12 protein-coding genes are annotated in these 14004 nt (G+C 62.7%); 11 read left to right on the plus strand and 1 reads right to left on the minus strand.

Annotated features, from left to right (window positions below; translation table 11 throughout):
- Positions 1-91: 91 nt before the first annotated feature.
- The 8 genes from AABB87_RS20640 to AABB87_RS20675 all read left to right on the plus strand — a co-directional run bounded on the left by AABB87_RS20640 (position 92) and on the right by AABB87_RS20675 (position 9287).
- Positions 92-994: a phage capsid protein gene (locus tag AABB87_RS20640; protein ID WP_341973191.1), complete on the plus strand. Its 903-nt coding sequence runs from the start codon at positions 92-94 to the stop codon at positions 992-994.
- Between the two features lie 20 nt (positions 995-1014).
- A complete protein-coding gene (locus AABB87_RS20645; RefSeq protein ID WP_341973192.1) occupies positions 1015-1476 on the plus strand; it encodes a hypothetical protein in 462 nt (153 codons plus the stop codon).
- Between the two features lie 77 nt (positions 1477-1553).
- Positions 1554-2156 carry a hypothetical protein gene (locus tag AABB87_RS20650; protein ID WP_341973193.1) on the plus strand — a complete coding sequence of 201 codons (603 nt, stop codon included), beginning with the start codon at positions 1554-1556 and terminating at the stop codon, positions 2154-2156.
- Positions 2157-2158: 2 nt separating this feature from the next.
- Positions 2159-4378: a hypothetical protein gene (locus tag AABB87_RS20655; protein ID WP_341973194.1), complete on the plus strand. Its 2220-nt coding sequence runs from the start codon at positions 2159-2161 to the stop codon at positions 4376-4378.
- Positions 4379-4382: 4 nt separating this feature from the next.
- Positions 4383-4823: a hypothetical protein gene (locus AABB87_RS20660; protein ID WP_341973195.1), complete on the plus strand. Its 441-nt coding sequence runs from the start codon at positions 4383-4385 to the stop codon at positions 4821-4823.
- Positions 4816-5343: a hypothetical protein gene (locus AABB87_RS20665; protein ID WP_341973196.1), complete on the plus strand. Its 528-nt coding sequence runs from the start codon at positions 4816-4818 to the stop codon at positions 5341-5343. Before AABB87_RS20660 ends, AABB87_RS20665 begins: the two co-directional genes overlap by 8 nt.
- A 1-nt stretch (position 5344) precedes the next feature.
- On the plus strand, positions 5345-7399 hold the full coding sequence (locus AABB87_RS20670; RefSeq protein WP_341973197.1) for a DUF4402 domain-containing protein: 2055 nt from the start codon (positions 5345-5347) through the stop codon (positions 7397-7399).
- 52 nt (positions 7400-7451) lie between these two features.
- Complete coding sequence (locus AABB87_RS20675; protein ID WP_341973198.1) at positions 7452-9287, plus strand: hypothetical protein; 1836 nt, start codon at positions 7452-7454, stop codon at positions 9285-9287.
- On the opposite strand, the gene AABB87_RS20680 is transcribed toward AABB87_RS20675, so the two are convergent.
- Entirely contained in the window at positions 9284-9487 is a 204-nt protein-coding gene (locus AABB87_RS20680; protein WP_341973199.1) for a hypothetical protein, read from the minus strand. The two genes, AABB87_RS20675 and AABB87_RS20680, sit on opposite strands and share 4 nt — an antisense overlap.
- Before the next feature lie 94 nt (positions 9488-9581).
- Here AABB87_RS20680 and AABB87_RS20685 point away from each other — a divergent pair, with 94 nt between their 5' ends.
- From AABB87_RS20685 to terL, 3 genes are read left to right on the plus strand one after another with little or no spacing between them, the layout of a single operon-like run.
- Positions 9582-11972: a hypothetical protein gene (locus AABB87_RS20685; RefSeq protein ID WP_341973200.1), complete on the plus strand. Its 2391-nt coding sequence runs from the start codon at positions 9582-9584 to the stop codon at positions 11970-11972.
- On the plus strand, positions 11969-12331 hold the full coding sequence (locus AABB87_RS20690; RefSeq protein WP_341973201.1) for a hypothetical protein: 363 nt from the start codon (positions 11969-11971) through the stop codon (positions 12329-12331). Before AABB87_RS20685 ends, AABB87_RS20690 begins: the two co-directional genes overlap by 4 nt.
- Positions 12318-14000 (plus strand): phage terminase large subunit, encoded by a 1683-nt coding sequence (gene terL, locus AABB87_RS20695; protein ID WP_341973202.1) that lies wholly within the window; start codon positions 12318-12320, stop codon positions 13998-14000. Before AABB87_RS20690 ends, terL begins: the two co-directional genes overlap by 14 nt.
- Positions 14001-14004 lie beyond the last annotated feature (4 nt).

The raw sequence follows: 14004 nt of genomic DNA on the forward strand, positions 1-14004 counted from the left end.
GCAGCGCGCAAACGCCAAACGCAGTTGCTGAACCAGCGGCCCGCAAGGACACCCGCGACACAGGCGAGACAGAAACCTAAGAGGTCTCGATATGTCCAGTTCTCCTACCATCACCACTGCGTTTCAGCAGCAGTTCCACGATACCTTCATTCATGCCCTGCAGTCCCGCGAGTCGTTCTTCGGCAAAACGGTCGTCAACCGGGGAATGATTGAAGGCTCCAGCTTTACCGTCAACAACATCGGTTCCAGCGCCATGCGCGAGGTCACCGGCCGCTACCAAGACAAATCGGCTCAAGACATTGCGCACAGCACCCGCATCGCGTACATGGCCGACTATGACGCCGGCCCGTACCCGGTTGACTCTTTCGACCTTCCCAAGCTGGTGGCAGACCCGACGTACAAGTATGTTGAGTTGCTGCAGGCTGCGGCCGAACGTCAGAAGGACATCATCATCTATCGCGCCTTGCTCGATGGCTCGCTGACCCGCTCGGCTGAAGGTGGTTCTGTCACGACCACCACGCTCCCTGCAGGCCAGCAAATTGCTTCCGGTGGCACTGGCTTGTCAAAGGCCAAGGTCATTCAAGCCAAGAGCTTGTTCCGCAAAAACAAGGCAGACGGCCGTTATGAGCCGGGCACGAAGCTCTATATCGCCTACAACAGCGACAGCGTGCGCCAGATCCTGAGCGATACCACGCTGACCAGCGCCGACTACATGGCCTCCAAGTTCTTGGAGCAAGGCGAAGTTGGCAACTGGTGCGGTTTCGAGTGGATTCCATACGAAGAACTCGACTCCCCCGCCGCCAACACTTTGCGCACTGTTGCCTGGTCGTCCACTGCCGTCCACTACGGCACGGGCATTGGTGTCAAGACTGACATCGGCGAAAACAAGTCGAAGCGCGGCAACCCGATGGAGGTCTATGGCGTCATGAGCCTGGGCGCCACGCGACAAGACGAAAAGAAGGTCGTCCAGATCGACTTCGCCACCAACGTCTAAGCCACTGAAAGGAAACCATCATGGCTATTCAATCGACTCAATACGCTGGCGTTGTGGGCGTGCCCCGCGTCAAGGTCCGCCCGGCGGATAACGGTAACTCGGAAAAGACGATTTTCGCCACTACGCCGACGACCTACGCGGCGCAAGCGGTGAACGAAATCTTCGACCTGGGCTTCATCCCGGCCGGCTCGCGCATCATGCCCTTCAGCAAGGTGGAGTGCGCCGCTGGCGCAGCCTCCAGCACGCTGAGCATTGGCTTGCGCTCGGCGGCGACTGGCACGGTGATCAGCGCCACGCAGATCGCCTCGGGCGTGAACTTGACCGCGGCCGGCGTCAAAGATGCCAACAACGGCGCGGGCTTTGCTGGCACCGGCTACGTGACGACCGAAGACGTGATCGCCTACGGCACCTTCACCGGCGCCACCAATACGGCGAACCAGGCCATCTCGGTCTATCTGTCCTACGTCCCCGCAAGCGCCTAAGGCGCAACGTTGGCCAACCCCGGCCAGCACACCCAAGAGGGGGCCGCGTGCCCCCTCTATTTGTTGGAGCCTGACACATGAGCGCAACGCCGGTCTCGATTTGCAGCAATGCCCTGCTGATGTTGGGCGACAACCCGATTGCCTCATTTGCTGAGGACTCGGACAAGGCCCGGCTTGCGTCGAATCTGTGGGACACCGCGCGCGACCATGTGCTGCGCCGCCACCCCTGGAACTGCGCGATCAAGCGGGTGATTCTGTCGCCTGACACGACGGCGCCGGCGTTCGACTTCAAGGCTCAGTTTGAATTGCCGGCCGACTGGCTGCGCACGCTTTCAGTGGGGGAAGAAGGCGAGCGCCCGCGCTACCGCATCGAGGGCCGCAAGGTACTGATGCAGGAAAACGTGTGCAAGCTGCGCTACATCTTCCGCAACGAGAACCCGGCCACCTGGGATTCGATGCTGGTTTGGTGCATGACACGCGTCATGCGGATGCTGTTCGCCTACCCGATCACGCAGAGCACCAGCCTTGAACAGCTGATCGAGCAAGAGGTGGCGCTTCTGCTGCGCGAAGCCCGCGCGGTGGATGGCCAGGAAGATGAGCCTGAAGCCTTCGATGAGTCTCCCTTGCTCGCGGCTCGCTTCGTCGGTAGCAGTGGCTATTCGCCATACCGGGGCGCCTGAGCATGGCACGGATAACGCTCGCACAAACGGCCTTTATCGCTGGTGAGCTGTCGCCGCGTGTGCTGGGCCGCACGGACATGGACCGCTATGCGTTCGGCCTGAAGAAGTGCCGCAACGCGCACCCGGTCATCCATGGCGGATTTAAGCGCCGCGGCGGCACGCTCTACGCAGCGACAGCGGCAACCAGCACGGCATCAGCATCAATCCTTGTGCCATTCGTTCAAGGCCGCGCGCTGTCGTGGATGATCGAATTCAGCAACCTCTCGGCCAAGATCTACAACGCAGACGGCGGCTATTCAGGCATAACCCTAGTCACTCCTTACACCACTGCCATGCTGGCCACGCTCGATTGGGCGCAGTCTGACAGCACGTTGTGGCTGTTTAATCCCCTGGTCACTCCGCAGCGCCTGCAGCGCTTGGGCTCCGGCACCTGGGTGATCAGCCCGGCGCCGTTCTCTCAAGTGCCGTTCTATGAGGTTGGCTTCGTTGCCGCTGGCACTGGCACGCTGTCGGCCTCAACTGTTGGGGCTGGCCGCACGCTGACTGATTCGACGGCTGAGTTTCTGGCCTCTGATGTAGGCCGGGCAGTCACCTTTGACGCCGGCATCGCAGTGATCACCGGCTACACCAGCACGACCGTGGTGACTGTCGAGATTACCCGAGCCTTCCCGAGCGTGACCCTAACCGCAGGCCAGTGGACGGTCGACAGCAGCCCGCAAACGACTTGCACGCCGAGCGCCAAAGACCCAGAGGGCGCGGCTATCACGCTGACCCTAGGCGCCGCAGGATGGCGCGCGGCCAACGTTGGGGCAATCGTCAAGATCAATGGTGGTGTGGTGAAGATCACTGGCTACACCAGCCCAACGGTAGTCGATGCAGTCATCATCAAAGAGCTGTCGGCCATTGTGGCGGCGCCAGCTTTGTCGTGGACGCTTGAGCCGCCAATCTGGTCGGCCGCCTATGGTTACCCCCGCACCGGCACGATTCATCAGCAGCGCTTGATCTGCGCAGGGAATGCAAAGTTTCCCCGCACGGTGTGGGGTTCGGTGCTGGGTGAGCAGCTGAACTTCCAGATGGGAACCCTGGATAGTGACGCTTGTGCGTTCACGATTGACGGCGACGATGCCACCCCCATCACCTACGTGACCTCGGGCCAAGACTTGGTGGTTCTCACCGAGTCGTCTGAATACTCGCTCCGCAGCGGTGTAGAGAAGCCCATCACACCCACCAATGTGCGAATCAAGCCAGAGAGCGGCCACGGCACAGCCCAGGTGCGGCCGGCGCAGCTGAACCGCGAGACGCTGTTTGTGCAGCGGGCAGGGCGCAAGGTGCGCGCTTTCGGCTATCGCTACGACTATGACGCCTACAACAGCCCGGACATCGTGGCGCTGGCCGAGCACATCACAAAGAGCGGCATCACTTCGATGGCCTACGCGCAAGAGCCAGAGCAGATCCTATGGGCCGTTCGCGCCGATGGCCAGTTCATCAGCTGCACCATTGACCGTGACCAGCAGCCCAGCGTGATTGCTTGGGCCTTGCATGACACGGTAGGCATGGTCGACAGCCTGGCCGTGATCCCCAATGGCGACCGCGAGCAGGTTTGGCTGATCGTGCGGCGCCTGGTGAATGGGGCCTATCAGCGCTTTATTGAACGCATGGACGACACCTTCACGCCTCACCTCACCGATGACTCGATCATCTACGGCACGACCGTGGACAGCGGCATGGTGTTTGACAACCCCGCCGGGGCGACAAGCTTCAGCGTTCCTCACCTCGCCGGCCAGGTGGTCGACATCGTGGCGGATGGATCGAAGATGCCGCGCGTGACGGTTGCAGCAGATGGCGCCGTGACGATCCCACGCAGTGGCAAGCGGGTATTGATCGGCCTGCCATTTCCCAGTTACGGCACCCTGCTGACGCCTGAAGTCCAAACCGGGTTCGGCAGCGCCCAGGGTCAACCTGCGCGCACTGGCAAGACCAAGATGCGTTTTCTCGACACCATCGGCGCTGTGATCCAGAACAACCAGGGCAACAAGCAGGTTGTGCCGTTCCGCCAGTTCGGCCCAGGAATTCTTGACCAAGCGCCCATGCCGTTCTCCGGCCTGGTCGACATCTCTTTGCTGGGTTGGGAAACCGGGGATTCTGAGGTCACGGTCTACCAAGAAGACCCGCTGCCGATGCACGTCCTCTCTGTGGTGCGCCAGCACACCATCAACGGGTGACGCGATGCTGACCATTGAACTAGCCACCCCTTCGGCCGTCAACGAGCTGGCATCGTCCATCACGGATGAAGACGCGGCAGAGCTGGCCGCCGCCGGCCGCAGCGTTAGCGAAGCCCTGGCTGATGCTGATCTGCAGGCCTTGCGCTGGCATGGCCGGCTTGTGTGCCTGTTCGGTGCGCAGCCATTCCCAGGCCAGCCGAGTGTCGGCGTGCCTTGGATGCTCTGCACCACGGCTCTTGCTGAAGTGCCGCGGCGCGCCATGGCTGATGTGTCGGCCCGCGTGGTGGGCCAGTGGCACGCGCAATTCAAGCACCTCACCAATCTGATCCACCGCCGCAACTCGCGCGCGCTGCGCTTTGTTCGCTGGCTGGGATTCACCGTCAAGGCAGAACCATGCGGCCCGGGCGGTGAGTTCTATATTTTTGAATGGAGAGCGCATGTGTGAACCAGCAACGATCATGATGGCGACCATGGCCACGGTGCAGGCTGTCGGCTCTATTCAGCAGGGCCAGGCCGCAGATCGCGCCGCCCAGACCAATGCCGCCCAAATGGAATACCAGGCGCTGGTCGAGAGGGATAACGCCCAAGCCACTGCGCAGATGATCCGCCGCGATGGCGAGCGTTCGCGCGGTAGCACTGTGGCGGCTGTGGCCATGTCGGGCGCCAAGATTGGCGAGTGGTCGGCCGGTGATGTGGAGCGGCAGGTTCTTCAAGATACCGAGACCGACGCATTGACTGCGATCTTGAATGGTGAGCGCCAGGCGCGCAGCCTGAATGATTCCGCCTCATCCACCCGGGCCGCCGGCCGTGATGCGCGGCGCGCGGGCTACTTCAACGCCGCCACCTCGCTGCTGTCTGCTGGTGCCCAGGGCATGAAGGCTTCGGGCTGGCGAGCCAATGGCCCAGGCTTCTCCGGCACGCAAGCACCGGCACCAGTCGAAACACGAACTATCCCGAGGGGTTGATATGGCACAAATTCCAATGGGCCAAGGCCGCCGGGTGATGCCGGGCCGCGCACCGATGCAGCAAGCCGCCGGCGCAGAGGCTGGCATGGCGTCGGCTCGCGCGCTGGAGAACTTCGGCCAGGCTGGGACTCAAGTAGCCGCGGGGATGATCGCGCAGCAGACGCAATACAACCTGCAGGAAGCGCACAAGCAAGAGCAACTGGCCGAGGCCGCCAGCCGGCAGAAGGACATGCTGCAGCTGCAGCAGACCGAAGACAAGCTGCGCGATGCGCACGACGAGTTCACCAATGGGATCAAGCAAGGCACCGTCCCCAAGGATCAAGCCGACACGCTTTGGAATGAGCAGTCAGGCAAGATCGTGGCCGACGCTCTGCCGGGCTTTCGTGAGCAGTCCCAAGACTTGGTGCGCCGCAGCCTGGAAGGCATGAATCTGCGCCTTGGCAATGGTGTGCGTAAGGCCAAGGAAGGCAAGGACCGCCAGGACGTGACTGCCGGCATTGGCCAAACCCTGGAGTACCTGCAGCGCCAGTACAAGACCGACCCAGCCAAGGCCCAAGAGCAGGCCATGCAGACGCTGGAGCAGCTTGGCCCCTTCAGCAACTACACGCCCGAGCAGATCGCCAAGCTAGGCCAGTCGTGGAAGGAATCGACCCAATACACAACTAGCTTCGAAGCTGTCAGCGCAGGCAAGACCGACCGCAAGGCCTTGCAAGCAGCCGAGCAAGTGGTGAATGGTCTTCCAGACCTTGATCCACAGAAGAAGGCCCAGCTGCTGGATCGTGCCCAGGCCTACCGCCTGCACCTCGACCAGCAGGATGAGCTGCGCGCCGCGCGTGCCCAGCGTGAGCAAGAGCGGCGGATGAACAATGCCGCGGCTGAGTTCCAAACCTTCCAGGCCTTGGCCGACAAAGGCACAGTGCTTGATCCCGCCTACATCGACCGGGTGACACTGGCCACCGCCGGCACACCGTACCAGGGCGGCATCATTGCCCTGGCCAAGCAGGCCAAGGAATCGGGCGGCATTGCAGCCCAGCCCGTCAACGTGCAGCGCCAATTGCTGACCGAGGTGGATTCCTTGATCGCTCAGAACGGCCGCACGCCTGAACTGGACAAGCGCCGCGACCAGTTGCAAAAGGTGCTCACCGGTGCAGAAAACGATCTGCAACGCGACCCGCTGCGTGCCGGCCTGGAGCGTGGCGTGATCACTGAGCTTCCGCCACTGAACATGCAGGGCGGCATTCACGGCATGGCCCAGCAGCTGGGCGAACGTGTCGTTCAAGCCGACCGGGTGCAAACCTGGGCTGGCCGGCCGGTGTCACCGCTCACGACCGACGAATCACAAACTCTCGGCAAGCTGCTGCAGAGCTTGCCCGTCGACCAGCGCGCGAACGGCATCGCCATGATCGCCGCCACCATGCCCGCCCAGCAGACCCAGGCCCTGGCCGCGCAGATCGACAAGCAAGACCGCTCTCTGGCTATTGCTTTGGCGCTGGGTGGATCGCGTACGACCTTTGACCGGCCGACGTCCGAGCTTGTGTTGAAGGGCGCCCAGGCATTGAAGGACAAGACGATCAAGGAAGAAACCAAGGCGGTTGAAGGCTGGCAAGGCCGCATCAACCTGGCCACCAATGGCTTGTTTATGAACCCCCAGCAAACCGAAATGACAGGCGATGCGGCGCGCTTCATCCTGGCTGGCATGGTGTCTGAAGGCGCCGGCGGGACTGAAGACGATGTGCGCCGCGCGGTGCGGCTGGCTGTTGGCGGCACGCTGGACGAGCGCAACGGCTCGCGCATCGTGCTGCCGGCCGGAGTTGAGCGGAAAGCCTTTGATCAGCGCTTGAAGGCCTACCCTGAAAATGAATTGGCCTCACAGCTGCCAGACGGGAAGGTCTACGTTCGCGGCCAGCCGATGGAGCTGGGCCAGTTCCTCACCACCCTACCAGGCGCGCAGCTGGCCACCGTTGGCCGTGGCCGCTATGTCGTGAAGGCGGGCGGGTCACTGGCGGCAAATGCCAACCAGAAGCCCATCATCATTGAGGTGCCCAATGCTCGATGACCTATTCCAAGCGCAGAACCTCAGCGCGGCGGCTGATCTTGTCGCGCGGCCTATGCCTGTTCCGAAGCCGGCCGGCCCGAGCTTCAGCCTGAGCGCATTTGCCACCGCGGCCCCGCGCGGCGTGGTAGCTGGCGCGGCTCAGTCGGGCGGGTTCTTCTCCGATGTGCTGGGCGCGTTTGGCCAGTCAGCGGCAACGACCTACACCGGCGATCTGCTGGGTGGCATGTCCGACAAGCAGCGCAAGGAGACAGAGCAGGCCAGGCAAACGGTTCTGACCAAAGGACTGGACTTCAGCAGCGAGGCGGGAGACAGCTTCCGCAGCGTGGCCCAAGGCTATGCCCCCGACCCCAGCACGGCGCACCTGGCCGAGCGACTGGTTTTCGACTTCAGCCGCTTTGCTTCCAAGGCCGTCGGCTACACCATTGCCGGCGGCGGCGTGATCGGCCCGGCCCTGACTGGTTTTGATGAGGGCATGCAAGCGGCTAGCGACTTGAAGGCGCAGGGCGTTGACCTAGCCACCCGCACCAAAGCCGGTTCGGTGATTGGCGCCGTGTCTGCGCTGGGTGTTGGCCTACCAATGGCGGGGCAGACGGGCTTGCAGACTGCCGCGCTGGTTGCGGCCGGCGGCCCGGTGTCGTTCATGGGCCAACAAGCCGCGGTTCGCCAGATCCTGCAGGAGGCCGACTATTCCAAGCTGTCCGAGCAGTACGACCCTTTTGACCCGGTGGGCCTGGCGGTTTCGACCCTGGTTCCTGCTGCCTTCGGTGTGCACGGACTGCGCGTGAATAAGGCAGCAGCTGCAGCCAAGGCGGCCGACGATTTCCGCACTGGCCCGGTCCCCAGCGCCGAGAAGCCCACGGCAGCGGCAGCGCGCGAAGTCGGCCGGCCGAGCGAAGAGCATGTTGACGCAGCGCGCACGCTTCTTGCAGTTGAAGAGCGGCAACGGAGCAATCCATTCAAGCCCGACGACATGCGGGCCTATGACGTGCACGAACAAGCGCTTTCCAGAGCCATTGACCAGATGGCCAGCGGCCAGCCTGTGCATGTGGCCGAAGTGATCAATGCGCCTGATCTGACTGCAGCCAATCAGGCACTTGCGCAGATCGATGCCTTGCAGGCCGAGCGCGCAGGCCTGTTGCCAGAGGCCGGCGGCCTGGCGGAACCTGGCGCGATCCGCACCGCGCGGCAAGAGTTGCGGATGATGGAGCAACAGCGCCCGGACACTTCAGAGGCTGGCATCAAGGCCTTGGCCAAGGAAATCCAGATCACCGAAAGCATGAGCTACAAGGCCGCGCTTTCAGAAGCTCGTAAGCAGACGGACACAGCGGTTCAAGAGTTTGAGGCGCGCCAAACCCGCATCAATCAGGCCATCGAAGCCAACGCCAAGGCACAGCAGGCCACGCAAAAAGTGGGCGAGATTGACCGGCGCATCGCAGCGCTGGAACAGCAGCTTGGCCCGGAAGCAAAGCTAGCGCAGTTTGAGCGCACGTTGTCCACCAACATGCGGGCACTGGTTGAGCAAGCCGCGCCGGCGCCGCGCGCTACTACCGAAGGTTCTACTACCGAAGGTGCAAAGACAGATGAAGCGCCACCGGCCATGCGCGCGCCAGCGGAAGCAGCAGCCCCCCGAGGAACCCAAGCCAATGCCCCAGCCGGGGCAGATGGAACCACCGCCGCACCGGCACGACTGGTAGACGATGGCGCGGCCACGCGGGTGGCGCAGATCGAGATTGATCAGCCGAATCTGATGGTGCAGCTCGACGGCATGGATAAGCCGATGCGCCTGGCCGATGTGCTGGCTGCCGTGAAAGCCGAAGCCGATGAGATGAAGCTGGACGGGGACTTGATGCAGGCGGCAGCTGAATGCGCGCTGCTGCAGGGGGTCTAGCCGATGAACTCCATCAAGACCGCAAACCCGGCAAACGTGCTCACGATCAACACCATGGCGCCCATGATGATCCAGTACCACTTCAAAGCGTGCAGCGCGTGCCGCCATGAGCCGGAGCCGCCCCACACCATCAGCGGGACGATCAGCGTCATGACGAAGATCGCCAACGCTGTTTTTACCGCTGTGTAGAGGATTTCCATGCACCCAAATTGCCGAAAGCAACTCTCAGCCGCGCGGATTGCGCAAGGGCGTAATGCTCTCACAGATGCTGCCGCAGCCCAAATCGATGCGCGAATGGCGGCAACGCTTCGCCGACTTGCCAGGAATGATCCCCAATGGCAGGGCTACAGCAAGGACCAGCGCTACATGCTGGCGGCCCAGAGCGCCATGCAGGACTTGCAGGCTGAAGCCGCGCGCAAGATCGCCAATGCCCAGCGCCAGGCGATTAAGACGGCCGAGACAGAGAACCGCCTCACCGACACCCAGGCTCAGCGCGGCAAGGGCCGCAGCGATGCGCTGGTGGAGGACATGAACCGCACGCACTCCTACATCGACGGCATCAAGCGCGACAGCACGCGCCACCTGTTCGACCTGATTGAAGCCGCCGACAGCATGCAAGGTGCCAGCCTTGGCCGAAAGACGTTGATGGTGCTGTTCGATGCACAGAATCCAGTAATGACCCGTGACCTGGCGCTGGAGGTGTTCGCCCAGGGCAAGGGCGGAACCGGAAACGCGGAGGCGCGCGCCGGTGCACAGGCTTGGTTGCAGGTGTCCGAGTCGCTGCGCCAGCGCTTCAACGCAGCCGGCGGCGATGTTGGCCGGCTGGACTATGGCTATCTGCCCCAGGCACATGACCAGATGCGCGTGCTGGCCAAGGGTCAGGAAGAATGGGCGCAGAGTGTCCTTCCTCTGGTTGACCGTACCCGCTACCTGCGCGAAGACGGCAGCCGCATGGCTGACGCCGAAGTGCTGGACATGCTGCGCGGCGCCTGGGAAACCATCAGCAGTGACGGGCAGAACAAGAGCGACCCGGGCGCGTTCAAGGGCACCGGCGCCAAGGCCAACCGTGGCAGCGAGTCGCGCGAGATCCACTTCAAGGACGGAGAGGCATATCTCTCCTACTTGAGCGACTTCGGAACTGGCTCGATGTATGACGCCATGATTGGCCACTTGGGCGGCATGGCGCGCGACATCGGCCTGGTGGAGCGCTACGGCCCAAACCCCAATGCTCAGATGCGCTTGCAGTTCGACCTGGCGCAGCGCGCGGACGGCGGAACGCAGCGTATCTTCGGCAACCACCCTGAGGCTTACTGGTCGCTGATCAGTGGCACCACCGGCACGCCACAGAGCGCCCGCGTGGCGATGATTGGCCAGCACGCCCGCAACATCCAGACCTTCGGCAAGCTGCAGGGCGCGGTGCTTTCCAGCATCACAGACCTTGGCACCTATTTCGTCACGACTGGATTCAACAAGCTGAGCTACTTCGACGCGCTGCGCAACCTGGCCAGCGCCGGTGGCAAGGAGTCGCGCGAGTTCATGGATGCCCACGGCATGATTGCCGAAACGATGATCAGCGACTTGAACCGCTGGGCGGGCGAGAACGTGGCACAGACATGGAGCGGGCGTATCAGCAATGCCACCATGCGCTTGTCGCTGATGAACTTCTGGACGGACACGCTGCGCCGTTCATTCCAGATCACGCACATGGCCGGTGTCGGCCGGCTGGCAAAAACCGATTGGCCGGCGCTGACGCAGTACGACCGCTGGCGCCTGGAATCCAAGGGCATCACGGCTGACGATTGGGGGGTGATCCGCTCCGCCGTTCCCGAGCAGCTGCGCGGCCAGGACATGATCACCCCGGACGGCATCTATGCCACTGGTCATGAGCGGGCCGGCGAGGTGGTGGCCAAGTACATCGGCATGCTGTCGGACGAGTCCGAAATAGCCGTGCTGAATCCTGACCTTGCCACGCGCGCAATCACCACCGGCGGAGGCCAGCAAGCGGGCACCTTGAGCGGCGAGCTGGCCCGCGCGGTGATGCAGTTCAAGAGCTTCCCAATCGCGATGATGTCGCGCCACTGGCGCCGCATGTTGGAGACGCCGCAGGGCATGGAAGGTGCGCCCATGCTGGCTAACCGCTTGGCCTACAGTGGCGCCATGATGGTAAGCCTGACGGCACTTGGTGCAATCGCATTCCAGACCAAGCAGATGGTGAGCGGCAAAGACCCGGTGGACATGACCACTCCAAAGTTCTGGACGCGCGCAGTCGCTCAGGGCGGCGGCCTGGGGTTCATGGGTGACATGCTACTGGCCTACACCACCGAAGACCGCGGCCAACTTGACACGCTGGGCCGGTCTTTGCTTGGCCCGAGCTTTGGCAGCATGGCCGATGTGTGGGAACTGACAAAGGGCAACATTGACGAAACCATCAGGGGGAAGGACCCGCACATTGGCGCCGAGTCCTTCCGCTTCGCCCGCAGCCATCTGCCTGTGGTGAATCTCTGGTACGCCAAGGCCGCGATGGATCACGCCGGCCTGATGGCCTTGCAAGAGAACCTTTCTCCAGGCTATATCTCGCGCATGAAGACCAAGGCGCGCAAGGACTGGCAGCAGGATTACTGGTGGCAACCCGGCACCGGCGGGCCTGATCGCGCACCGAGCTTTGAACAACTTGCGGGGCAATGATGCGACCAGACCAACTCCAACGACTTCAAGACCTGACCGAGCGCCTGGCGGATTCGTTCCTGCTGGAAGCTGACCCTGCAGAGTGGCCGGGAGACGGCATCCCACCGGCCGACATGGATCAGCAACAGCGCGGGGATCGGTACTGGTGTAAGAAGAATGCCATGGCCACCGGCGGCGTGCTGCGCTTCACGCTGGATCTGATCGGCAAGCACAACGCCCCAGGCGATACACCGCCCGAGGATGACTCGGACATGGATAAGCGCATCAAAGAAGCCGAGCGCCGGGCTGCAGCTGCTACAGCGCGCGTGCTGGGCAAGGCCAAGGGCGAGTTCGACAAGCGGGCACATGGCAAAGGCTGACATCAGTCTGCTTGGGTTTGCGTGCGACGAGTACGAGCGGCGCGGCTGGGGCATGCCCGACGTGCATGTGCGCATCTTCGACTGGTTTGAGCGCACAGAGGGCGCCCGTAATCGCGTGCTGATGGTGTTTCGCGGCTGCGGCAAGTCCACCATCCTTGGCGTGCGCAATGCCCACCGATACCGCAAAAACCCACTCCATCAGCTGCTGGTTCAAGGCGCCGACGATGACCTGGCCGATGACATCAGCCGGGACACCATCGCGATCATGCGCGGCAATACCCTGGTGGGTGAAAACGTGCTGATGGAGCCGGCCGGCATTCGGCATTGGTTCACGCATGAGGGCTTCAGCACCAACGCCCGAACGCCTCAATTTCGTGGCCGCGGCATTCTGTCGCGCGTGACCGGCAACCGTGCCGATGAAATCATCAACGACGACACGGAAATGTCCAAGAACGTAGAGAACCCCGAGGCGCGCGCCAAGCTGCGCAAGCGCTTGTCCGAGCAGTCTTTCATTCTGAAGCCCGGCGGCTCTGTGCTTTGGGTAGGCACGCCGCACACGCATGATTCGATCTATGACCAGAAGATCGCGGCCGGCGCCGAGGCCTTGGTGGTTCCGCTGTTCCAGCACCAGACACGCCACAACGCCCAGGACAAGCCGCACCGCTCGCTTGCGTTTTCTGGCGATGTTGGCCCGGATGGTGTGTGGGTCTTTGTCGGCATCGGCCCGCCGGCCCAGCTGCTGGAAGAAGGCAAGGACTACACCGTCAAGGGCCAGCAAGTCTTGCTTAAGACAGAAATCAACGGACTAGTCGACATCTGCGTTGGCAACGCCTGGCCCGAGCGATTCGACCGCAAGGAAATGCTGCAGCGCCGCCGTGACTGCGAGACCCTGAATTATTGGGATCAACAGTACCAGCTTGAAGCCAAGCCACTGAGCGATTCCAGACTGAACCCGGATCGCATGATCCCCTATGACTTGGAGCCGGTATGGAAGACGGCCAACGGGGAAAGCATCATGCTTCTGGGTGGAGTTCGCATCGTGGCGGCCAGCTGCCGATGGGACCCGGCAAGCGGAAAGCTCAAATCCGATGTGTCGGCCGTGGCCGTGGTGCTTCAAGACGAAAGCGGTGTGCGCTACCTGCACCGGATCGCGCGGCTGACTGGTGACGTGGTGGAGTTCGCCGCAGACGGGAAGACGGTCACCGGCGGCCAGGTGCACCAGCTCTGCGACATTGTGGAGGCGCTGCGACTGCCTCGCGTGACCATCGAAACGAACGGGATTGGTAAGTTTTCCCCGGCCATCCTGAAGGGCGCCCTGAAGCAGCGCCGGCTTGTGTGCGGCGTGGCCGAAGAGACCAGCACGGCCAACAAGAACAAACGCATCCTTGAAGCCCTGGAACCTCTACTCACCAGCGGGGAGCAGTTGTGGGCGCATGTGTCCGTGACAGAAGGGCCATTGCCAGCACAGATGCGCGACTGGAACCCCGCAATCAAAGAGCAGCCTGACGATTACCTCGACGCTGCGGGCGGCGCCGTGTCTGAAACACCCGAGCGGATCATGCGTGCCGTGGCCCCGCGTGACGGGATTCCGACCCCTGGCAGCGGGGACAGTTGGCGCCCATCAAGTGGCGTGCATGCGATTGAGCTAGAAACCGGTTTCGTCGACTGAAGGT

Origin of the sequence: Roseateles sp. PN1 (assembly GCF_038419725.1) — a bacterium.
Lineage (GTDB): Bacteria > Pseudomonadota > Gammaproteobacteria > Burkholderiales > Burkholderiaceae_C > Paucibacter_A.